This is a genomic window from Frigoribacterium sp. CF331, from assembly GCF_057787905.1.
Genome location: NZ_CM173545.1, coordinates 477,616 through 497,438 on the forward strand (window position 1 = coordinate 477,616; position 19,823 = coordinate 497,438).

Consider the following 19,823-nt stretch of genomic DNA (forward strand, 5'->3'; position numbering starts at 1 on the left):
ACGAACGTGCCCCGCTCCTCTCCCGCGGGCGCCCGGCGCTGCTCGGGGCACTCAGGTGGTTCGCGGCGGGTTCATCGAGAACTCCTGCTGCGGGATGATTTCTCGCGACGCGGCGTGGCCCAAGATGACCGTATGAGACACGCGACGCTCGCACGGATCGCACTGACGGGTGCGATCGTGACCACCCTCGCGGCCGGGTGCGCCGCCCCCACGACCCACGCGACCGGCGCCTCCGGGTCCGGGTCGACGACGGTGCAGGCCGCCGCCGCACCCGGCAGGGCCGTGGCGTCCGCCTCGGGCGGCGTGCGCGTCGCCGTCGTCGGCGACTCGTTGACCGCAGGCGGAGGTCGCCTGCTGAGCGACGGGCTGACCGCCGACACCTGGATGACCTACGCGCAGGGCGACGGCTTCGACTACGTCGGGGGCTACGCCAAGGGCGGGTCCACCGTGCAAGAACAGGCCGCCGCCGTCCGGCCCGTCGCCGACGTCGACGTCCTCGTGCTGATGTCCGGCACCAACGACGTGCGGCTCGGGCTGGGATTCGCCGAGTCCGCGGCGTCGTACGACGCGATCGTCGACACCATCCGACCGAAGCACGTCGTCGTCGCGGCCATCCCGCCGTACGACCGCGACCCGGCCGCCGCCGCGCGGTACGAGGCCGAACTCGAGCGCTACGTCGTCGACGAGGGGTGGACGTTCACCGATCCGTGGGGCTTCGCCCGGGCCGGCGAGGTCTACGCACCCGGCACGAGCCTCGACGGCATCCACCCGACGACGGCCGGCTACGAGACCATCGGCCACGAACTGCGCGACGTCGTCCTCGACGTCGCGGGCGCGCGTGCCGGCGCCCCGCAGGCCGACTCCCCCACCGACCCGGACGCCGACGGCTCGCAGTCGGGCAGCTGACGCCCCGAGGAGGCGCGGGTGGCGTCGTGAGGACGGCGCGCGGTGGTCGCACCCGTGCGTCGACCCGGCGCCGGCGGGCTCAGCGCTGCAGGAACGCGAGGACGGCCAACACGCGGCGGTGGTCGCTGCCGCTGTCCTCGAGCAACAGCTTCTGGAAGATCGAGGTCACGTTCTTCTCGACCGCCCCGGTGCCGATCACCAGTTCGGCCGCGATGGCGGCGTTCGTCCGCCCCTCGGCCATGAGGGTCAGCACCTCGCGCTCGCGCGGGGTGAGCGCCGCGAGCGGGTCGCTGCGTCGACCGAGCAACTGCGACACGACCTGGGGGTCGAGGACCGTCCCGCCGTCGGAGACCCGCGCGAGCGCGTCACGGAACTCGTCGATCGAGGCGATGCGGTCCTTCAGCAGGTAACCGACCCCGCCCGAGCCGGCCTCGAGCAGGTCGCGCGCGTACGCCACCTCGACGTACTGCGACAGCAGCAGGATGCCGAGGTCGGGTCGTCGGCGGCGGGCCTCGATCGCGGCCCGGACGCCTTCGTCGGTGTGGGTCGGGGGCATGCGCACGTCGAGCACGGCGATGTCGGGTCGCACCTCGGCGAGGTCGGCCAGCAGCGAGTCGGCGTCGCCGTACGCCCCGACGACCTCGACCCCGATCTCGTCGAGCAACCGGACGAGCCCCTCCCGCAGCAGCACCGAGTCGTCGGCGACGACGACGCGGAGCGGCTGACGGGAGGGGCTCTGGAGACTCACCCGACCAGACTAGGGGCGGGCCGGGGGTCTACGACCGAGGGGCCGGCCCGGCGGGCGGGTCCAGTGGACCGCCCGGACGCGTCGCGGGCGGGTCGAGCGGGCCGTCGGGCAGCGGCTCGGTGACGGCCGTCGCCGAGAACGGCGGCAGCGGCTCGGTCGGCAGGGGCAGCGTGAGGCTGCTGGGCACGTCGACCGCCATCGGGATGCTCACCGTGACGATGGTGGGCCCGCCCTGCGGGCTGCTGATGTCGAGGAACCCGCCGAGCCCCACGAGGCGCTCTTGCACGCCGGCGAGACCGTGGCCGTCGCGGAGCCCGGCGCCGCCCCGGCCGTCGTCGGTGACGACGAGCTCGAGCAGGGTGCCGACGCCGTCCGGCGCCTGCCGCGTGCGCAGCACGAGGTCGGCACTCGCCGCCTGGGCGTGCTTGCCCGTGTTCGTCACCAGCTCGGACGCGATGAAGTAGGCGTTGCGCTCGATGTCGCTCGGCACGACCACGTGCGCGGGCACCCGGTCGAGCAGGGTCGTCGGCACGACCGAGCGGTCGACGAGCGACTCGAGGGCCGCGACGAGGCCGCGGTCGAGGAGCAACGGAGGCGCGAAGCCGCGGGACAGGGCGCGCAACTCCTCGAGGGCCTCGCGCGACTGCACCCGCGCCTCCTCGATGAGGGCCCTGCTCTTCTCGGGGTCGGCGTCGACGGCCCGGGAGGCCGCGGCGAGGTCCATCTGGAGGCGCACCAGGCGCTGCTGCGGCCCGTCGTGGATGTCGCGCTCGAGGCGTCGGAGAGCCGTGCCCTCGGCGGAGAGGGCGGCCGTGCGCGAGATCTCGCGGTCGGCGAGCTCGACCTCGAGCTGTTCACTGCGGAACCCGCCGAGCATGGCGGCGGCGATCGCCTGGTGCATGACGACGGCGGCGTGGACGACGTACGGGTAGAGGAGGACGACGCCGGCGAAGAGCGCCAGTGCGATGAGCGTCAGGGCCACGCCGGCCCCGTTGCCCACGAACGAGATCCAGTCGCCGGGCTGGATCGAGGGCACGATGCCGAAGAGCAGGGACGCCCCGACGACGAACACGATCGGGCCGGCCAGCAGCGACACCAGCACGAACGTGCTGAACCCCGCCACGATCGGGAAGACCACGACCCCGTAGAGCAGGTACAGCCAGTAGTGCGGGTTGGCGAAGACCGAGACGGCCCGCACGAAGCGGTTCGTCGACCGCCCCCAGGCGGTGTTCGGCGTCCAGTCGACCGGTCGGATCGGCCGGTCGCTCGCCCACCGCAGACGCAGCACCTCGAAGGTGCCGAACCAGCGGGCGACCCAGAGGGCGCCGAACACGACGACGGCGAGGAACACGAGCGTCCCCAGCGAGTCGCTCGATCCGTTGACCGCGTGCAGGAACAGCGAGGCCGCCGCCGAGACGATGACGACGAGGACGGCCGAGAGCGCGACGTAGCCGAGCTCTCGCGGCAGCTCGCGCCAGCGTCGTCGGTACCCGCCGGGGCGGGACGGTGGTGAGAGGTAGGGGTTCGCGGCGGTGATGGGGGTCTCCTGGATCATGCTTCGAGCCTGGTCGGCCCGACGCGTCGACCCCATGGTGCCAGCGCCCGGAACGTCGGTGGGGTTATCCCCCCACCGGGCCCGCCGAGCCGACGGATCAGGCGAGCCTGCCCTTGGTGAGCCGAGCCTCAGCTTGCTTGCGGAATCCTCACAGGCGTCTAGCGTTGCCTCCATCGTCTAGGAAAGGACCACGTCATGACCGACATCACCCGCACCGTCCCCCAGGGTTCCGTCGACCCCGACGTCGCCGCCGGCGTCGCCCAGTTCCTCAGCCAGATCGTCACCGACATGACGGCGCTGTCGGTCAACGGCAAGCAGGCGCACTGGCACGTGCGCGGCATCGCGTTCGTCGCCGTCCACGAACTCATCGACGTGGTCGTCGACCACGCCCGCGAATGGGCCGACCTCGCGGCCGAGCGCGTCGTCGCCCTCGGACTGCCCGTCGACGGCCGCATCGAGACCGTCGCCGCGAAGACCGTCATCCCCCCGACCTCGCCCGGCTTCAACCAGATCGACGTCACCGTCGCCGAGCTGGTCGCCCAGATCGACGCCTCGCTCGTCGCCGTCCGCGAGGCCATCGACGAGCTCGGCGAACTCGACGCCTCGAGCCAGGACGTCGCCATCGAGATCTCGCGCGGCCTCGAGAAGGACCGCTGGTTCCTCGCCGCGCACGTCGCCGGCTGAGCCACCCGCCAGACGGACGAAGGCCGCCACCCCGCACGGGGTGGCGGCCTCCGCCGTCCGGGCCCCGGCTCAGAGGTCGGCGTGGGTCCAGCGGCCGCCGAGCAGCGTGCCCGAGACGGGCATGCCCCTCAGCTCGACGTCGGACGCGGCGAGCGGGTCGAGCTCGGTGACGACGAGGTCGGCGACCGAGTCCACCTCGACCGTCGACCGACCGCCGGTCGACGCGGCGAGCGCCGCCGAGGCGACCACGCGCTGCTCGGGGTGCCACGGCTCGCGCCCGTCACGCGAGCGGGAGATCGCCGCGGCCATCGCCACCCACGGGTCGAGCGGTGCCACGGGGGCGTCCGACCCGAGCTGCAGCCGGACGCCGGCCGCGACCAGGCTCTCGAAGGCGTACGCGCGCCCGGTGCGGCCCGCCCAGTAGCGGTCGGCCACGTCACGGTCGTCCATGGCGTGTTCCGGCTGCACGCTGGCCACGATGCCGAGCCGGGCGAACCGTTCGACGTCGCGCAGGTCGAGCAGCTGGGCGTGCTCGATGCTGCCGCCGCAGCCGACCTGCTCGAAGGCGTCGAGCGCCTGGGCGTTGGCGGCGTCCCCGATGGCGTGCACGGCCGGCACCAGCCCGGCCGAGGAGGCGCGGCGCAGCCACCCGACGAGTTCGTCGGTCTCGTAGATGCGCAGCCCCCGGGCCGCGGGGTCGCCCTCGAGCCCGGGGTACGGGTCGTGGCACCACGCGGTGCGGGTGCCGAGGGAGCCGTCGGTGATGATCTTGAACGGCCCCGTCGTCACGAGGCCGTCGGTGCCGGGGACGACGTCTCCGGTTCGCAGGCCCCGGGCGACGACGGTGTCGAGACCGCGCGGGTACACCCCGGCACGGATGCGCAGCCCGCGCGTCCCGCCGGCCACCCGTCGCGCCCAGCGGTCGAGGCCCAGCGTCATCTCGAGGTCGACGACGCCGACGACCCCTCGGGCGGCGGCCGCGTCGACGGCCTCGTCGACCCACGAGTCGAGCAGGTCGTCGGGGACGACGCTCACCGCGGCGCTGACGTCGAAGGCCGGCTGCTCGCGAAGCAGGCCCGTCGGGTGGTCGGCGTGATCGTGCCGGGCGAGGGCGGCCGAGTCGAGCCAGACGGAGTGCAGGTCGTTGCTGACCAGGACGACCGGCACGTCGCCGGCCACCGAGTCGAGCAGCGCCCGGCTCGGGGCGTCGGGCCAGAGCGCGTCCTGGAAGCCGTAGCCGACCAGGGTCGACCCCGCCTCGACCGGTCGGGACCGCAGCCGCTCCCCCACGAGCGTCGCCGCCTCGGCGGCGGAGCGCGCCCCCGACAGGTCGAGGCGGCGACGGACGAGCGCCCACTGGTCCATGTGCACGTGCGGGTCCCACAGGCCGGGGGCGAGCCAGCGGCCGTCGAGGTCGTGCACCTCGGCACCGTCGGGGGCGAGGCCGGACGCGAGCGCGACGACCCGGCCACCGTCGAGCAGGGCGTCCACGGGGGCGGGCCCGCCACCGACCAGGCGGACGTCGCGCAGGAGCGTGCGCCGCGCCTCCTCGCCTCCGGGGGCGCCGACGACCGTCATCGGTCGCGCACCCGGCGCATCTCGGCGGCGAGCGCGGGCTGCGCGTAGTGCTCGCCGTGCTCGAGCTCGTCGACGATGCGGTCGACGACCTCGGGCGCCTTGTTCTGGCTGAGCTTGGCGCGGGCGTCGAACCGGGTCACGCGCAGGCGGATGCCGACGGTGCCCTTCGCGACCCGGCGCGAACCCGCCTCGTCGAGGGTGAGCGTCGACGGCTCGGGCATGACGCGCTCGAAGTGGTCGACGAGCTCGCCCAGCACGCGGAAGTTCTCGTCGTCCGAGAGGATCTCGGGGGTGCCCCAGAGGTGCGCGGTGACGTGGTTCCAGGTCGGGATGATCTGCTCGGCGGGGTACCAGCCGGGCGAGACGTAACCGTGCGGGCCCTGGACGATGACCATGACCTCGTGCTCGCCCAGCTCGTGCGAGCGCTCGTCGGGGCGGCCGACGTGGCTGACGAGCACGATCGCGTCGGGGTCGGCGGCGTCCTCCTCGAGAACGACGGGGTAGTGCGAGGCACCGAGCCCCGCGGCCGTGTGCGAGACGATCGTGGCCCACGGGTTCTCACGGACCAGCCGCTTGACCTCGTCGACGTCGGACAGGACGAACGTGGGGGTGTGCCGCATGCACTCAAGTCTGGTCGGTCGGGCACCAGTAGAGCTTGCGACCCGCGGCCATCTCCATCACGATGTTCGTCCCGCAGACCCGGCAGGGCAGGCCCTCGCGGTGGTACACCCAATGGCGGTCGGCCCGACTGCGCAGGGCCTTGGCGTGCTGGGCCTTCGTGAGGCCGTCCATCGTCATCATCTGGCCGAGCTCGACACCGCTCTTGAGCAGCTTCGTCCAGTCCTTGTAGAGGGCGCGCAACACGTCCTCCGGCACCTGGTTGCCGGGGGTGTGCGGGTCGAGCCGTGCTCGGAACAGCAGCTCGGCGCGGTAGATGTTGCCGATGCCGCTGACCACGCTCTGGTCCATCAGCAGCAGGCCGATCGGGGTGCGCTTCTTGCCCGCGATGGACACGAAGCGGTCGGCCCCCTTCTTCGGCGAGTCGACGAGGGGGTCGGGGCCGAGCTTCGAGATCGCCAGGTCGACGCCGGCCGCGTCGAGCACCTCGCACTTCGTCGGGCCGCGGAGGTCGCCCACGGCGGTGTCGGTGAGCAGGCGGACGCGCACCTGACCGACGGGGTCGGGCGGGAACGACTCGACGTCGTCCTCGGTCTTCTCCTGCTCGGCCATGCGCACCCTGGTCTTGCGGGGGGCGCCGATGCTCGACATCGAGTGCTCGCCGTCGTCGTCGGGGGCGGCCTCGGCCTTCCGGGTGGCCGACCGGCGCGTGCGCGACTCGGCCATCGAGTGGCCCGTCGCGATCTCGCCGGCGAAGTCCCAGGCGCCGTAGAGCCCGAGGTGCACGTGCAACCAGAGCCCGTTGTCGAACTCGAGGAACATCTGCTTGCCGACGGCCTTCGAGTCCACCATCGTGGCGCCGTCGAGCCTCTCGGCCCCGGCGGCGAAGCGCCCCTGCGGCGAACTGACCTCGACGCGGTGGCCGACGAAGCTCTGCTGGAACTGGTTGGCGATGCGGTGGACGGAATGGCCCTCGGGCACGGCGGCACCTCTCTCGGTGGGACGGTGTGACGGTCTCGCGCGCGGGGGCGGAGACGACGGAGCGGCGAGCCCCCGGTCGGGGTCTCGCCGCTCTCGACGTTACGTCGTCAGTCGACCGGGTGCCCGGCGATCAGTCGACCGGGTGCCCGGCGATGGCGCCCGTGGTCTCGTACTCGCCGACCTGCGCGATGCGGCGGACGTGGCGCTCGTCGTGGCTGAACGGCTCGGCGACGAAGGCGTCGATGAAGGCCAGGGCCTCGGCCTCGGTGTGCTGGCGGGCGCCGATGGCGATGACGTTGGCGTCGTTGTGCTGACGGGCGAGCTTCGCCGTCGAGTCGTTCCAGACCAGGGCGGCACGGATGCCCTCGACCTTGTTCGCGGCGATCTGCTCGCCGTTGCCCGACCCGCCGAAGACGACGCCCAGCGCCTCGTGACCGGCACGCTGGTCGCGCACGGTGGCACGCGCCGCCGCGATGCAGAACGACGGGTAGTCGTCGAGCGGCTCGTAGCTCGTCGGACCGTGGTCGGTCACGTCGTGGCCCGCGTCGGTGAGGTGCTGGATGACGGTCTTGCTGAAGTCGAGGCCGGCGTGATCGGTCGCCACGTGGATGCGCATGGTCTCGATCTTAAGCCCGGCCGCCCTCGACCCCGTGCCCCGGTCAGTCGAAGATCGGCCCGACCGTGCGGGTGCGCTTGATCTCGAAGAAGCCGGGGTACGAGGCCACGGCGACGACTCCGTCCCACAGGCGCAGCGCCTCCTCGCCCTTCGGTGCGGGCGAGATGACGGGGCCGAAGAACGCGACGCCGTCGACGGCGATCACGGGCGTGCCGACGTCCTGGCCGACGCGCCCGATGCCGTCGAAGTGGCTCGCGCGCATCTGCGCGTCGTACTCGTCGGTGTCGGCGTGGCGCGCGAAGTCGGCGGGCAGGCCGACCTCGGCGACCGCGCCGGCGATCACGACGTCGCCGTCCTTCTCGCCGTCGTGGTGGATGCGGGTGCCGAGCGCGTCGTAGAGGGGCTTCACGATCTGCTGGCCGTGGAGCTCGCCGGCCGCCGTGACGAGTCGCGTGTACCGCAGCATGCGCGCGAAGTTCGCCTTGTACTCGTCGCTGACGTCGTTCTCCTCGTTGAGCACCGCGAGGCTCATGACGTGGAACGTGACGTCGAGGTCCCGGTGCCTCGCGACCTCGTCGACCCACCGGCTGGTCATCCAGGCCCAGGGGCACGAGGGGTCGAACCAGAAGTCGACGACGGTGTGGGAGGCGGGGGCCGGGGCGGGCGCGGTGGTGTCGGTCATGCGCACAGTCAACACCCCGGTGTCGTACAGCCGGTCTAGGCTCTCAGCGGACCACGAGTCCCCCCACTCACCCCAGACGGATGGAGCAAGCGTGCCCGGAGAGAACCTCACCCGCGTCGAAGCGCAGGAGCGCAAGAGCGTCGTCGACGTGCAGTCGTACGAGATCGCCCTCGACCTGACCCGCGGCGACGAGGTGTTCGGCAGCTCGACCACCGTGCGCTTCACCGCCACCCCCGGCGCCTCGACCTTCATCGACGCGCTCACCCGCACCGTCCACTCGGTGACGCTGAACGGCACCGCACTCGACGTCGACGAGGTGTCGGACGGCGTGCGCATCCAGCTCGCCGACCTGGCGGCCGAGAACGTCCTCGAGGTCGTCGCCGACGCCGAGTACACCAACACGGGCGAGGGCCTGCACCGCTTCGTCGACCCGGTCGACGGCGAGGTCTACCTCTACTCGCAGTTCGAGGTGCCCGACAGCCGCCGCGTCTTCGCGGTCTTCGAGCAGCCCGACCTCAAGGCGACGTTCCGGTTCACGGTCACCGCACCCGCCCGCTGGCAGGTCGTCAGCAACCAGACCACCCCCGAGCCCGTCGTCGACGGCGAGGTCGGCACCTGGTCCTTCTCGCCCACGCCGGTGCTCTCGAGCTACGTCACCGCGATCGTGGCGGGCCCGTACGACGTCGTCCGCAGCGACCTCACCAGCGCCGACGGCCGCACCATCCCGCTCGGCATCTTCACGCGCCGCTCGCTGACCGAGTACCTCGACGCCGACTACATCTTCGAGAAGACCCGTCAGGGCTTCGCCTACTACGAGGACAAGTTCGACTACGCGTACCCGTTCGAGAAGTACGACCAGCTCTTCGTGCCCGAGTTCAACGCCGGTGCGATGGAGAACGCGGGCGCCGTCACCTTCGTCGAGACCTACGTCTTCCGCAGCAAGGTCACCGACGCCATCAAGGAGCGTCGCGTCGTCACGATCCTCCACGAGCTCGCCCACATGTGGTTCGGCGACCTCGTCACCATGAAGTGGTGGAACGACCTGTGGCTCAACGAGTCGTTCGCCGAGTGGGCGTCGACCATCTCGACGGCCGAGGCCACCGAGTGGACCGAGGCGTGGACGACCTTCCAGGCCATGGAGAAGAGCTGGGCCTACCGCCAGGACCAGCTGCCCTCGACCCACCCGGTCGTCGCCACGATCACCGACCTCGAAGACGTCCAGGTGAACTTCGACGGCATCACCTACGCCAAGGGCGGGTCGGTGCTGAAGCAGCTCGTCGCCTGGGTCGGCATCGACGCGTTCTACGCCGGCGTCGCGGCGTACTTCAAGAAGCACCACCACTCCAACACCGAGCTGAGCGACCTGCTCGTCGAGCTCGAGGCGACCTCGGGCCGCGAGCTGACCAGCTGGTCCGAGGCGTGGCTCGAGACCGCGGGCGTCAACACGTTGCGTCCCGAGCTCGAGGTCGACGAGAACGGCGTCATCACGTCCTTCGCCGTGCTGCAGGAGGCACCCGCCGACCACCCCACCATCCGCCCGCACCGCCTCGCCATCGGCCTCTACGCCCTCGAGGGCGACTCCCTGGTGCGCACCGACCGCGTCGAGATCGACGTCGACGGCACGCGCACCGAGGTGCCCGAGCTGGTCGGCCTGACGCGCGGCGACCTCGTGCTGATCAACGACGACGACCTCGCCTACGCGAAGATCCGCCTCGACGAGGTCTCGCTCGCCACGGCGATCGCCCACCTGTCGAAGATCTCGAACCCGCTCGCCCGCGCCCTGGTGTGGGGCTCGGTCTGGGACGCCACGCGCGACGCCGAGACCTCGCCGTCCGACTACGTCCGCCTGGTGCTCGACAACATCGCCACCGAGACCGAGTCGACGACCATCCGCACGACGCTCTCGCAGCTGCTGCAGACCGCCCGCAGCTACGTCGCCCCCGCGCGCCGCGCCTCCACGGTCACCGAGGTCGGCGACGGCCTCTGGGCGCTCGCCCAGAACGCCGAGGCCGGGTCGGACGCCCAGTTCCAGTTCGTCACGTTCTTCGCGGCGATCGCCTCGACCGACGAGCACCGGGAGGCGCTGGCCGGCCTGCTCGACGGATCACGCGTCCTCGACGGCCTCACCGTCGACACCGACCTGCGCTGGCAGCTGCTCGAGGGCCTCGTGCTCGTCGGCGGAGCCGGCGAGGCCGAGATCGACGCCGCGCTCGCCGACGACAACACGGCGAACGGCGCCCAGGCGGCCGCACGCGCGCGCGCGACCATCCCGACGACCGAGGGCAAGCTCGCCGCCTTCGCGTCGGTCGTCGACAGCGCCGAGCAGCCGAACGCCATCGTCCGGGCGACCACGCTCGGGTTCCAGCACACGAACGACCCGGCGGTCCTGCAGCCGCTCGTCGAGCGCTACTTCGCGTCGCTCACCGGCATCTGGGAGTCGCGCAGCTACCACATCGCCGACACGCTCGTCTCGGGGCTGTACCCGGCCGGCCTCGCCGACCAGGCCCTGGTCGACGCGTCGTACGCGTGGCTCGAGGCGAACCCCGAGACGCCGGCCCTCCGACGGATCGTCAGCGAGAGCGTCGCGGGCGTCGAGCGGGCACTGCGCGTGCAGGCGGTCGACCGGCAGTAGTCGCGGCACCGGTCGCCCGTCGACCCGGCGGACCGTGCGGACGGCGGGCCCTGTCACAGGGTCCGCCGTCCGTGCGTCCAGGCGCCTCACGGGTGCGCCGCCCGAGGCGTGCTTCACTTGATGCCCATATGGACCTCCTCCTCGCTGCCGCCACCGACCCTGCCGCCCCCCTGTCGTTCGACTGGGACGCCTTCTGGAACATGTGGCGCGTGCCCATCCGCATCGCGGCCATCCTGCTGATCGCGGTGCTGCTGCGCGTCGCGCTGCACTTCACCATCCGCCGGGTGGTCGACCAGGTGGTCAACGGCATCAAGCGCAAGCAGAACGTCGACGACACGCAGGCGCTCATCGCCTCGCCGCTGCAGGCGGTCCGGGTCGTCCAGCGCACCCGGACGCTGGGCAGCGTGCTCAACAACGTCGTCACGGTCGTCGTCGCCGCGATCGCCCTCGTGCTGATCCTCGGCGAGCTCGACTTCAACGTCGTCGCCATCGTCAGCGCCGCGGGCGTCGTCGGCGCGGGCCTCGCGTTCGGCGCCCAGAACATCGTGAAGGACATGCTCAACGGCATCTTCATGGTGGCCGAGGACCAGCTCGGGGTGGGCGACGTCGTCGACGTCGGCCCCGCCGCCGGCGTCGTCGAGGCCGTCGGCATCCGGGTCACGCAGATCCGCGACGTCAACGGCGTGCTGTGGTTCGTCCGCAACGGCGAGATCCTGCGGGTGGGCAACATGTCCCAGGGCTGGACGCGCGTCGTGATCGACCTCGCCGTGCCCTACTCGGCCGACGTCGACCAGGTGCAGGACGCGATGCTGAACACGGCGAACGAGCTCGCGGCGATCCCCAAGTGGAAGCGAGCGATCATCGACCAGCCAGAGGTGTGGGGCATCCAGTCCATCGCGGACGAGCACGTGATCATCCGCATCGTCGCCAAGACCCGATCCGCGGACCGCGACAACGTCGACCGCGAACTGCGGTCGCGGCTCAAGAAGACGCTCGACGGCATGGACATCGTCCTGCCGTCGCTGACGAGCGTCGTCCTGACCGGCTTCGACAGCGCCTCCTCGGTGCAGGGTGCCCGGGCGCCGCGCACCGTGCCGACGCCCCACGTCCCCCGGGGGAAGCGCAAGTGAACGACCTGCCGCTGACGCCGCGGCCGTCGGACGCGTCCGGTGCGTCCGGTGCGTCCGGTGCGTCCGGTGCGTCCGACGGTCGCCCGCCGACTCCGTCGACGCCACCGGCCCTGCCCACGGCCGTGCCGGTCACCGTGCGACGCGGGCTCGGCGACGACTCGGCCCAGGGCAACTTCTGGCACCAGATTGGCGGGCGCCCGACCTTCGAGAAGCTGGTGCGTCGGTTCTACGAGGGCGTCCGCACCGACGACGTGCTGTGGCCGATGTACCCCGAGGCGGACCTCGAGGGGGCGATCCAACGGCTGACCGGGTTCCTCGAGCAGTACTGGGGAGGCCCGACGACCTACAGCGAGGAGCGCGGGCACCCGCGCCTGCGCATGAGGCACATGCCGTTCCGCGTGACCCCCGAGGCTCGGGACCGGTGGCTCCGGCACATGCGGGTGGCCGTCGACGAGCTCGAGCTCGCACCTCTGGACGACGCCATGCTCTGGGGCTACCTCGACCGCGCCGCCCAGGCCATGGTCAACACGTTCGAGCGCTGACGGGCCGGACCGGCGGGCCGAGCGGCCGGGCCGCACGTCGTGCGGCCTCCGGGCCGTGAGTGCCTCGGGCCGCGCCTCAGAGCAGGGACGAACGGCGCTTGACGAGGACGTGCCCCTTGGGCGTCGTGAGGCGCGTCCAGGTGCCGGTCTCGAAGACGGCGACCTCGTCCTCGCCGTCGAGGAACCCCAGGCTGAGCGCCCCGAAACCCGCTCCGGCCGGGACCGCCTCGGCACCTTCGACGGGCGCCGACCACACGTCGGCCCGCACCCGGTGCACGATCTGCTCACCCGTGCCGGCCGGGATGGCCTCGGCCACCCGGGCGATGCCGGCCTCGGCGGTCGTCCGCAGGCGGGCCGCCTCGATCGCGTCGAGCCTCGCCCATCCCCCGCGAGGCGGCGAGATGGCCGCCCAGGTCACCGTGTTGACCGTTGCCGGCACGGACACCGTGACCGCCGCGGTGGGATCGACGACGTCGTTCTGGAGGCGCACGAGGCGCTCCTTCAGGGAACGCACCGGCACGACGGCGTCGAACTCGGGGCGGTCGTCGAGCTGGAAGGTCCGGAGGCCGAGCACCGTGGGGCTCGCGTCGAGCAGGCCCATCGGGTAGAACACCGCCACGTAGACGGCGAGCACGCCCGAACCGGCGATGAGCCGCACGGAGCCGTCCTCGACCCGGCCGGCCCGCCCGAGATAGGTCGCGAGATCGCTGAGGGACAGGGAGTCGGGGAGGGTGAATGCGTCGTTCATCGGCCCCCTAAACTACATCGGGTGACCGACGATCCGCTGCAGAGCCTGCTGTCCACCCTCGACCTGGCACCGGCCGGCATCGTCGGCGGGCAGGACGTGTTCACCGGCGGGTCGCAGCCCGAGCCCCTGGGGCGCGTGTTCGGCGGGCAGGTCGCCGCCCAGGCCCTCGTCGCGGCCCAGCGCACGGTCGGCGGCGGTCGCGACGTCCACTCGCTGCACTCGTACTTCCTGCGGCCCGGCGACCTGACGATCCCCATCACCTTCACGGTCGACCGCATCCACGACGGCCGCTCGTTCGCGACGCGGCGCACGCAGGCGTCTCAGGACGGCGTGCCGATCTTCTCGATGATCGCCTCGTTCCAGACCCCCGACGAGGGCCTCGACCACCAGGTCGACATGCCGTCCGGCCTGCCCGAGCCCGACGACGTGCCCAGCGACGCCGAGCTGCTGTCGGCCGTCGACAACCCGGTCGCGCGCTCGTGGGCCCGACGCCCCTTCGACATGCGGCACGTGCCCTCACCCGTGTACTTCAGCGTCGAGGGCGACCACGTGGCCCACCAGGCCGTCTGGCTCCGGGCCACCGGCCCGATGCCCGACGATGCCGACCTGCACCGCGCCGCGCTGCTGTACGCCAGCGACTACACGCTGCTCGAGCCGATCTACCGACGGCACGGCATCGCCTTCGTCACCCCCGGCCTGAAGGCCGCGAGCCTCGACCACGCCATGTGGTGGCACCGTCCGGCCCGGGTCGACGAGTGGCTGCTGTACGTGCAGGAGAGCCCGAACGCCGTCGGCGGTCGGGGGCTGTCGCTCGGTCGCATCTACGACCGCGCGGGCACCCTCGTGGCGAGCGTCGCGCAAGAGGGCATGGTGCGGGTGCCCCGCAGCTGACGAGCCGTCATCGGCGGCGGAAGGTCAGGGGCTCTTCGACGTACGGAGCCCAGGCGTCGCGTTCGACGCCGGAGATGCGCCGCGGCTGGTTCGTCGCGGAGTCGACCAACACGATGGTGGTCGCGGCCTTGGTGAACAGCTGTCGCGGTTCGACGCCCTCGGGCGACCACACCTCGTAACAGACCTCGAGGCTCGCCCCGCCCAGGCGCCCCACCCAGATCTGCACGTCGAGGGGTGCCCGGAGGTACGGGATCGGGATCAGGTACTCGAGCTCTTGACGCGCGATGAGCGTCATGGTCGCGGCGTCCGGGCTGCCGTCGAGCACGGCGGCCGACGATCGCTCGTCGACCGCACCCTCGGCCGACCAGAACGCGTCGATGCGCGCCTCCTCGAGGAGGCGCAGCATCGACGCGTTGTTCACGTGCCGGTACCCGTCGAGGTCGCTCCAGCGCACTCGGGTCGGCACGTGCAGGCGGGTCATGACGGTGGGGTGCCGGTCAGTCGCGCGTCAGCTTGCGGTACGTGGCCGAGCTGGGCTTGGCCGCGTCGGCGCCCAGACGCTCGACCTTGTTCTCTTCGTACGCCTCGAAGTTGCCCTCGAACCAGTACCAGTTCGGGGTGCCGTCGTCGTTCAGCCCCTCCCACGAGAGGATGTGCGTCGCGATGCGGTCGAGGAACCAGCGGTCGTGGGTGATGACGACGGCGCAGCCGGGGAACTCGAGCAGTGCGTTCTCGAGGCTGCCCAGCGTCTCGACGTCGAGGTCGTTGGTGGGCTCGTCGAGCAGCAGCAGGTTGCCGCCCTGCTTCAGGGTCAGCGCGAGGTTGAGCCGGTTGCGCTCGCCACCGGACAGGACGCCGGCCTTCTTCTGCTGGTCGGGGCCCTTGAAGCCGAACTGCGACACGTAGGCGCGCGACGGGATCTCGGTCTTGCCGACCTGGATGTAGTCGTGCCCCTCGGACACGACCTCCCACAGGTTCTTGTTGGGGTCGATGCCACCCCGGCTCTGGTCGACGTACGAGATGTCGACGGTCTCGCCGACCTTCAGCTCGCCGCCGTCGAGCGGCTCGAGGCCGACGACGGTCTTGAAGAGCGTCGTCTTGCCGACGCCGTTCGGGCCGATGACGCCGACGATGCCGTTGCGGGGCAGGGTGAACGACAGGTCGTCGATGAGCACCCGCTCACCGAACGACTTGTGCAGCTTCTTGGCGTCGATGACCTGCGATCCGAGGCGCGGGCCCACGGGGATCACGATCTCCTCGAAGTCGAGGGTGCGCGTGCGCTCGGCCTCGTTCGCCATCTCTTCGTAGCGAGCCAGGCGCGCCTTCGACTTGGCCTGGCGGCCCTTGGCGTTGCTGCGCACCCACTCGAGCTCGGAGGCGAGGCGCTTGGCCAGCTTGGCGTCCTTCTTGCCCTGGACCTGCAGGCGCTCGCCCTTCTTCTCGAGGTACGTCGAGTAGTTGCCCTCGTAGGGGTAGAGGCGCCCGCGGTCGACCTCGGCGATCCACTCGGCCACGTGGTCGAGGAAGTACCGGTCGTGGGTCACGGCGAGCACGGCGCCGGGGTACTTGCTGAGGTGCTGCTCGAGCCAGAGCACGCTCTCGGCGTCGAGGTGGTTGGTGGGCTCGTCGAGCAGCAGCAGGTCGGGCTTCTGCAACAGCAACTTGCAGAGGGCGACGCGGCGCTTCTCACCGCCGGAGAGGTTGGCGACCTCGGCGTCACCGGGCGGCGTCCGCAGAGCCGACATGGCCTGCTCGAGCTGGGAGTCGAGGTCCCACGCGTCGGCGGCGTCGATCTCTTCTTGCAGGGTGCCCATCTCGGCGAGCAGCGCGTCGAAGTCGGCGTCGGGTTCGGCCATGGCGGCCGAGACCTCGTTGAACCGGTCGAGCTTCTGCTTGATCGGCCCCACGCCCTCTTGGACGTTCTCGAGGACCGTCTTGGTCTCGTCGAGCTCGGGCTCTTGCATGAGGATGCCGACGGTGTAGCCGGGGCTCAGCTTCGCCTCGCCGTTGCTGGGGGTGTCGAGCCCCGCCATGATCTTGAGGATCGTCGACTTGCCGGCGCCGTTCGGCCCCACGACGCCGATCTTCGCCCCCGGGATGAACGACATGGTGACGTCGTCGAGGATCAGCTTGTCGCCGACCGCCTTGCGGGCGCGCACCATCGAGTAAATGTATTCGGCCATGGGAGCGAGTCTATCGGGCGGCGGCCCGCGCCCGAGGTCACCAGTCGATGGCCCGCGTGGACCCGACGAGACAGGCGCCCGTGCCGAGCACCGGCGCCGTCTGGCTCGAGTAGCCCGCGTCGGAGACCTGCCCGATCAGGCAGTCGTCACGCCAGCGCACCGAGAACTGGACGCTGTCGGCGTCGCGCCCGATCGAGGTCGTGTCGGCCGTGACCTGCATCGTCGACTTGTCGAAGCCCGCCGCGACCAGCGCGTCGACCAGCGCGCGGCCGCCCGGGCGCGCGTTCGCGGCGACGGTGGCCCTGGCGACCTCGTCGAAGTGAGCGGCCGCGTCGCTCGTCGACGAATCCGACGAGAACGGGGCCGCCTCCGTCGACGCCGCGCTCGGCGGTGTCGTCGGCTCGACGTCGGGCGACGACGTGCAGCCGACCAGGGAGCCCGACGCCGCGAGCAGGATCGCGGCGAGCGCGGGGCCTCGCAGGAATCTCGAACCGGTCACGGGTGTCCTTCGTCGTCGGCGTCGCCGCGGGTCGGCGAGCCGCCTCGATTCTAGGGCGCACCCGCCCACGACCCGGGAGGACGACATCACCACGCCCCGCCCCGGACGGTGCCCGCTCGGTCAGAACGGCGCGAGCACCTCGTCCGCTCCGAGCGGCGCCGGGGCACCCCAGTCGGAGGCCTCGGCCGAGCCGGACGTCGCCCTTCCGGCCGGGGAACCGGACGAGCCGTCGACCGGTGAGGCACCGTCCGCCCCCGACCCGGCGTCCGTGGACCGCCCGCGAGCGTCGCCCTCGGGGCCGCTTCCGGGAGGCGACGCCTCCGCCGGGGACGCCTCGGTCGCGTCGGACGTCACGGTGTCGCCGCCGTCGGCTGGCGTCGCCGCCCGGTCACCCGCCGGCGCCGACGCGACCCGGCGCTCGAACGAGGAGGTGCCCCAGGTGAGATCGTGACCGATCGCGTCGGCGTCGACCTCGACCGTCAGGCCGCTCCGGTCGCCGGACTCCCACGACCGGATGCGGAGTCGCCCGGTCACGACGACGCGTTGACCCTTGCGGAGGCTGCCGACGACGTTCTCGGCCAGCTGGCGGAAGGCCGTCACCGTGTACCAGTTGGTCTCACCGTCGAGCCACTCGCCCTTGACCCGGTCGTACCGGCGCTGGGTCGAGGCGAGGCGGAAGCTCGTGATGGAGAGGCCGGACTGCGTGACGAGGGCCCGGGGGTCGGTGGCGATGATGCCCGTGAGGGTGATGGTGTCTGTCATGACGGGAGTCTCGCGAAGGCGGGGCGCCCCGGGGATGGCACCCGCGCCTCCTTGTGCACGAGGAGGCGCGGGGCCGACCTGGGGACGACACGTCGTCGGCGGCGTCGGCCGACGGCGGGCAGGTCAGTGCTCGTGGAACTCGGGGTAGTCCGCCCCCGGCCCGAGAGCCGCGAACAGGGCGCTCTTGGCCACGGCGAGGGTCGGGTAGAGTCCGCCTTCCGGCGCCTTGCCCGGCAGGCGGACCTCAAAGCCGTCGTCGGTCCGCAGGATGGAACCGACCGCCCCGGCCGGCCCCACGGCCACCCAGGTCTGGCGGTGCATCGTGTTCTGGTCACTCATCGTCGAGCGCCCCTTTCGTCCTTCTCGGTCGGTCGCGTCGGACGACGCGACCCGTCTACGAGGCGAGCACGTACTTCGCGTACGACTTGCGGATCTTGTTGACCTTCGGAAGCGCGACGGCCAGGCAGTAGCCCTGACCGGGGTTCTTGGCGAAGAAGTCCTGGTGGTACGGCTCGGCGTCGTACCAGGTCGACAGCGGCTCGATCGTCGTGACCACGCCGCCGTCCCAGGCCTCGGAGGCGCGCTCGCGGGCGGCCTCGAAGAGCTCGGTCTGGTCGTCGTCGGCCGCGAACATCGCCGACCGGTACTGGGTGCCGACGTCGGCACCCTGCCGGTTCAGCTGACGCGGATCGTGCAGGGTGAAGAACACGTCGAGGACGACGTCAGCCGGGATCTTCTCGGGGTCGAAGGTGACCGCGACCGCTTCGGCGTGCCCCGTGCGGCCGGTGCAGACGTCGTCGTAGTCGGGGTCGGCGGTGTGCCCGCCCGTGTAGCCGGACACCACCTCGAGCACGCCGTCGAGGGTGCGGTAGACCGCGTCGAGACACCAGAAGCAGCCACCGGCCAGAACGAACGTCGTCATGCCCGTGAACCTACTCCTGCGCCCGGGGCCCAGCCCTAGGCTGACCGCATGAGATCACCCTTCACCCCCTACGTCGCCGACGACGCACGGTACTCGCGACTCGACTACGTCCGCACGGGTCGCAGCGGGCTCAAGCTGCCCCGCATCTCGCTCGGCTTCTGGAACAACTTCGGCTCGGACCGCGGCCTCGAGACCCAGCGCGACATCGTGCTGCGCGCCTTCGACCGCGGCGTCACCCACTTCGACCTGGCGAACAACTACGGCCCTCCGTACGGTTCGGCCGAAGAGCAGTTCGGGCGCATCGCCGCGGCCGACCTGCGGCCCTACCGCGACGAGATCGTCGTCTCGTCGAAAGCGGGCTACGACATGACCCCGGGGCCCTACGGCGACGGCGGGTCGCGCAAGTACCTGCTGAACTCGCTCGAGGCCAGCCTCGGGCGCCTCGGCATGGACCACGTCGACATCTTCTACTCGCACCGTCCCGACCCCGAGACCCCGATCGACGAGACCATGGGGGCGCTCGCGACGGCCGTGCGGCAGGGCAAGGCGCTCTACGCGGGCATCTCGAACTACGACCCGGCGCAGACCGAGGCCGCGATCGACGCCCTGGCCGCCGAGGGCGTGCCGCTGTTGATCCACCAGCCGCGCTACAACATGTTCGACCGACGGCCCGAGCGAGGACTCTTCGACACCCTGCTCACGCACGGCGTCGGGTCGATCGTGTTCTCTCCGCTGGCCGGCGGCCTGCTGACGAACCGTTACCTCTCGGGCAAGGCACCGGCCGGCTCTCGCGCGGCCGAGGGCCGCTGGTTCTCGGAGGACGCCTTCGACGAGACCTACCTCTCGCGCGTCCGGGCCCTCGACGAGATCGCACAGGCGCGGGGTCAGTCGCTCGCGCAGCTCTCGCTCAGCTGGGTGCTGCGGCAGCCCGCGGTGACCAGTGCCCTGATCGGGGCGTCGTCGGTGGCCCAACTGGACGACAGCCTCGACGCCCTCGACGGAGCCGAGCTCACCGAGGACGAGCTCGCCGCCATCGAACCGCTCGCGGTCGACGGCACCGGTCGCTGACCCCGAGGAGGTGCGGTGCCGGTCGGGCACCGCACCCCCCGAGGTCGTCCCGCGGCGATGTCGGTGGCGCCCCCTAGC

At 71.7% G+C, this 19,823-nt stretch carries 21 protein-coding genes; 7 read left to right on the top strand and 14 right to left on the bottom strand.

The window, feature by feature from the left end:
* Window positions 1-132 precede the first annotated feature (132 nt).
* A complete protein-coding gene (locus AC3CCI_RS02165; RefSeq protein WP_488627969.1) occupies window positions 133-906 on the top strand; it encodes an SGNH/GDSL hydrolase family protein in 774 nt (257 codons plus the stop codon).
* Window positions 907-985: 79 nt separating this feature from the next.
* On the opposite strand, the gene AC3CCI_RS02170 is transcribed toward AC3CCI_RS02165, so the two are convergent.
* Window positions 986-1,654: a response regulator transcription factor gene (locus tag AC3CCI_RS02170; RefSeq protein WP_354593416.1), complete on the bottom strand. Its 669-nt coding sequence runs from the start codon at window positions 1,652-1,654 to the stop codon at window positions 986-988.
* A 28-nt stretch (window positions 1,655-1,682) separates the two neighbouring features.
* Window positions 1,683-3,209: a sensor histidine kinase gene (locus AC3CCI_RS02175; protein ID WP_488627970.1), complete on the bottom strand. Its 1,527-nt coding sequence runs from the start codon at window positions 3,207-3,209 to the stop codon at window positions 1,683-1,685.
* 195 nt (window positions 3,210-3,404) lie between these two features.
* Here AC3CCI_RS02175 and AC3CCI_RS02180 point away from each other — a divergent pair, with 195 nt between their 5' ends.
* On the top strand, window positions 3,405-3,893 hold the full coding sequence (locus tag AC3CCI_RS02180; RefSeq protein WP_354593418.1) for a Dps family protein: 489 nt from the start codon (window positions 3,405-3,407) through the stop codon (window positions 3,891-3,893).
* Between the two features lie 69 nt (window positions 3,894-3,962).
* Here the strand turns inward: AC3CCI_RS02180 and AC3CCI_RS02185 are convergent, their stop codons facing one another.
* The 5 genes from AC3CCI_RS02185 to AC3CCI_RS02205 all read right to left on the bottom strand — a co-directional run bounded on the left by AC3CCI_RS02185 (window position 3,963) and on the right by AC3CCI_RS02205 (window position 8,368).
* Entirely contained in the window at window positions 3,963-5,471 is a 1,509-nt protein-coding gene (locus AC3CCI_RS02185) for an amidohydrolase (protein ID WP_488627971.1), read from the bottom strand.
* Window positions 5,468-6,091 carry an FMN-binding negative transcriptional regulator gene (locus tag AC3CCI_RS02190; RefSeq protein WP_488627972.1) on the bottom strand — a complete coding sequence of 208 codons (624 nt, stop codon included), beginning with the start codon at window positions 6,089-6,091 and terminating at the stop codon, window positions 5,468-5,470. Before AC3CCI_RS02190 ends, AC3CCI_RS02185 begins: the two co-directional genes overlap by 4 nt.
* Before the next feature lie 4 nt (window positions 6,092-6,095).
* Window positions 6,096-7,070 (bottom strand): Fpg/Nei family DNA glycosylase, encoded by a 975-nt coding sequence (locus tag AC3CCI_RS02195; RefSeq protein ID WP_354593421.1) that lies wholly within the window; start codon window positions 7,068-7,070, stop codon window positions 6,096-6,098.
* A gap of 130 nt (window positions 7,071-7,200) precedes the next feature.
* A complete protein-coding gene (locus AC3CCI_RS02200) occupies window positions 7,201-7,686 on the bottom strand; it encodes a ribose-5-phosphate isomerase (RefSeq protein ID WP_488627973.1) in 486 nt (161 codons plus the stop codon).
* 43 nt (window positions 7,687-7,729) lie between these two features.
* Window positions 7,730-8,368, bottom strand: a complete 639-nt coding sequence (locus AC3CCI_RS02205) for a mycothiol-dependent nitroreductase Rv2466c family protein (RefSeq protein WP_354593423.1) — start codon at window positions 8,366-8,368, stop codon at window positions 7,730-7,732.
* A gap of 91 nt (window positions 8,369-8,459) precedes the next feature.
* Between AC3CCI_RS02205 and pepN the strand changes: the two genes are divergently transcribed.
* The 3 genes from pepN (at window position 8,460) to AC3CCI_RS02220 (ending at window position 12,672) form a co-directional block, all read left to right on the top strand.
* Window positions 8,460-11,000 (top strand): aminopeptidase N, encoded by a 2,541-nt coding sequence (pepN, locus tag AC3CCI_RS02210; protein WP_488627974.1) that lies wholly within the window; start codon window positions 8,460-8,462, stop codon window positions 10,998-11,000.
* A gap of 128 nt (window positions 11,001-11,128) precedes the next feature.
* Window positions 11,129-12,130 carry a mechanosensitive ion channel family protein gene (locus AC3CCI_RS02215; RefSeq protein ID WP_354593425.1) on the top strand — a complete coding sequence of 334 codons (1,002 nt, stop codon included), beginning with the start codon at window positions 11,129-11,131 and terminating at the stop codon, window positions 12,128-12,130.
* 134 nt (window positions 12,131-12,264) lie between these two features.
* Window positions 12,265-12,672, top strand: coding sequence for a globin (locus AC3CCI_RS02220; protein ID WP_354593810.1), 408 nt, complete (start codon window positions 12,265-12,267; stop codon window positions 12,670-12,672).
* A gap of 76 nt (window positions 12,673-12,748) precedes the next feature.
* On the opposite strand, the gene AC3CCI_RS02225 is transcribed toward AC3CCI_RS02220, so the two are convergent.
* A complete protein-coding gene (locus AC3CCI_RS02225) occupies window positions 12,749-13,420 on the bottom strand; it encodes a DUF8185 domain-containing protein (protein WP_488627975.1) in 672 nt (223 codons plus the stop codon).
* A 21-nt stretch (window positions 13,421-13,441) separates the two neighbouring features.
* Between AC3CCI_RS02225 and AC3CCI_RS02230 the strand changes: the two genes are divergently transcribed.
* Window positions 13,442-14,311, top strand: coding sequence for an acyl-CoA thioesterase (locus AC3CCI_RS02230; protein ID WP_354593427.1), 870 nt, complete (start codon window positions 13,442-13,444; stop codon window positions 14,309-14,311).
* 7 nt (window positions 14,312-14,318) lie between these two features.
* On the opposite strand, the gene AC3CCI_RS02235 is transcribed toward AC3CCI_RS02230, so the two are convergent.
* The 6 genes from AC3CCI_RS02235 to msrA all read right to left on the bottom strand — a co-directional run bounded on the left by AC3CCI_RS02235 (window position 14,319) and on the right by msrA (window position 18,677).
* Entirely contained in the window at window positions 14,319-14,792 is a 474-nt protein-coding gene (locus tag AC3CCI_RS02235) for an acyl-CoA thioesterase (protein ID WP_354593428.1), read from the bottom strand.
* 16 nt (window positions 14,793-14,808) lie between these two features.
* Entirely contained in the window at window positions 14,809-16,494 is a 1,686-nt protein-coding gene (gene ettA, locus AC3CCI_RS02240; protein ID WP_354593429.1) for an energy-dependent translational throttle protein EttA, read from the bottom strand.
* A gap of 37 nt (window positions 16,495-16,531) precedes the next feature.
* Window positions 16,532-16,993 (bottom strand): DUF6993 domain-containing protein, encoded by a 462-nt coding sequence (locus AC3CCI_RS02245; RefSeq protein ID WP_488627976.1) that lies wholly within the window; start codon window positions 16,991-16,993, stop codon window positions 16,532-16,534.
* Window positions 16,994-17,113: 120 nt separating this feature from the next.
* The gene (locus AC3CCI_RS02250; RefSeq protein ID WP_354593431.1) at window positions 17,114-17,755 is read right to left on the bottom strand and encodes a single-stranded DNA-binding protein; all 642 of its coding nucleotides are present in this window, start codon (window positions 17,753-17,755) and stop codon (window positions 17,114-17,116) included.
* Between the two features lie 123 nt (window positions 17,756-17,878).
* A complete protein-coding gene (locus tag AC3CCI_RS02255) occupies window positions 17,879-18,094 on the bottom strand; it encodes a methyltransferase (RefSeq protein ID WP_354593432.1) in 216 nt (71 codons plus the stop codon).
* Window positions 18,095-18,149: 55 nt separating this feature from the next.
* Complete coding sequence (msrA, locus tag AC3CCI_RS02260) at window positions 18,150-18,677, bottom strand: peptide-methionine (S)-S-oxide reductase MsrA (protein WP_488627977.1); 528 nt, start codon at window positions 18,675-18,677, stop codon at window positions 18,150-18,152.
* 48 nt (window positions 18,678-18,725) lie between these two features.
* Here msrA and AC3CCI_RS02265 point away from each other — a divergent pair, with 48 nt between their 5' ends.
* Window positions 18,726-19,745 carry an aldo/keto reductase gene (locus AC3CCI_RS02265; RefSeq protein WP_354593434.1) on the top strand — a complete coding sequence of 340 codons (1,020 nt, stop codon included), beginning with the start codon at window positions 18,726-18,728 and terminating at the stop codon, window positions 19,743-19,745.
* The last annotated feature ends 78 nt before the right edge of the window (window positions 19,746-19,823 follow it).

Excerpts from the sequence above, each read along its gene's own strand:
- AC3CCI_RS02165 (WP_488627969.1), top strand. The coding sequence starts at position 133 with ATGAGACACGCGACGCTCGCACGGATCGCACTGACGGGTGCGATCGTG.
- AC3CCI_RS02175 (WP_488627970.1), bottom strand. The coding sequence starts at position 3,209 with ATGATCCAGGAGACCCCCATCACCGCCGCGAACCCCTACCTCTCACCA.
- AC3CCI_RS02180 (WP_354593418.1), top strand. The coding sequence starts at position 3,405 with ATGACCGACATCACCCGCACCGTCCCCCAGGGTTCCGTCGACCCCGAC.
- AC3CCI_RS02185 (WP_488627971.1), bottom strand. The coding sequence starts at position 5,471 with ATGACGGTCGTCGGCGCCCCCGGAGGCGAGGAGGCGCGGCGCACGCTC.
- AC3CCI_RS02190 (WP_488627972.1), bottom strand. The coding sequence starts at position 6,091 with ATGCGGCACACCCCCACGTTCGTCCTGTCCGACGTCGACGAGGTCAAG.
- AC3CCI_RS02200 (WP_488627973.1), bottom strand. The coding sequence starts at position 7,686 with ATGCGCATCCACGTGGCGACCGATCACGCCGGCCTCGACTTCAGCAAG.
- AC3CCI_RS02205 (WP_354593423.1), bottom strand. The coding sequence starts at position 8,368 with ATGACCGACACCACCGCGCCCGCCCCGGCCCCCGCCTCCCACACCGTC.
- AC3CCI_RS02215 (WP_354593425.1), top strand. The coding sequence starts at position 11,129 with ATGGACCTCCTCCTCGCTGCCGCCACCGACCCTGCCGCCCCCCTGTCG.
- AC3CCI_RS02225 (WP_488627975.1), bottom strand. The coding sequence starts at position 13,420 with ATGAACGACGCATTCACCCTCCCCGACTCCCTGTCCCTCAGCGATCTC.
- AC3CCI_RS02235 (WP_354593428.1), bottom strand. The coding sequence starts at position 14,792 with ATGACCCGCCTGCACGTGCCGACCCGAGTGCGCTGGAGCGACCTCGAC.
- ettA (WP_354593429.1), bottom strand. The coding sequence starts at position 16,494 with ATGGCCGAATACATTTACTCGATGGTGCGCGCCCGCAAGGCGGTCGGC.
- AC3CCI_RS02250 (WP_354593431.1), bottom strand. The coding sequence starts at position 17,755 with ATGACAGACACCATCACCCTCACGGGCATCATCGCCACCGACCCCCGG.
- AC3CCI_RS02255 (WP_354593432.1), bottom strand. The coding sequence starts at position 18,094 with ATGAGTGACCAGAACACGATGCACCGCCAGACCTGGGTGGCCGTGGGG.
- msrA (WP_488627977.1), bottom strand. The coding sequence starts at position 18,677 with ATGACGACGTTCGTTCTGGCCGGTGGCTGCTTCTGGTGTCTCGACGCG.
- AC3CCI_RS02265 (WP_354593434.1), top strand. The coding sequence starts at position 18,726 with ATGAGATCACCCTTCACCCCCTACGTCGCCGACGACGCACGGTACTCG.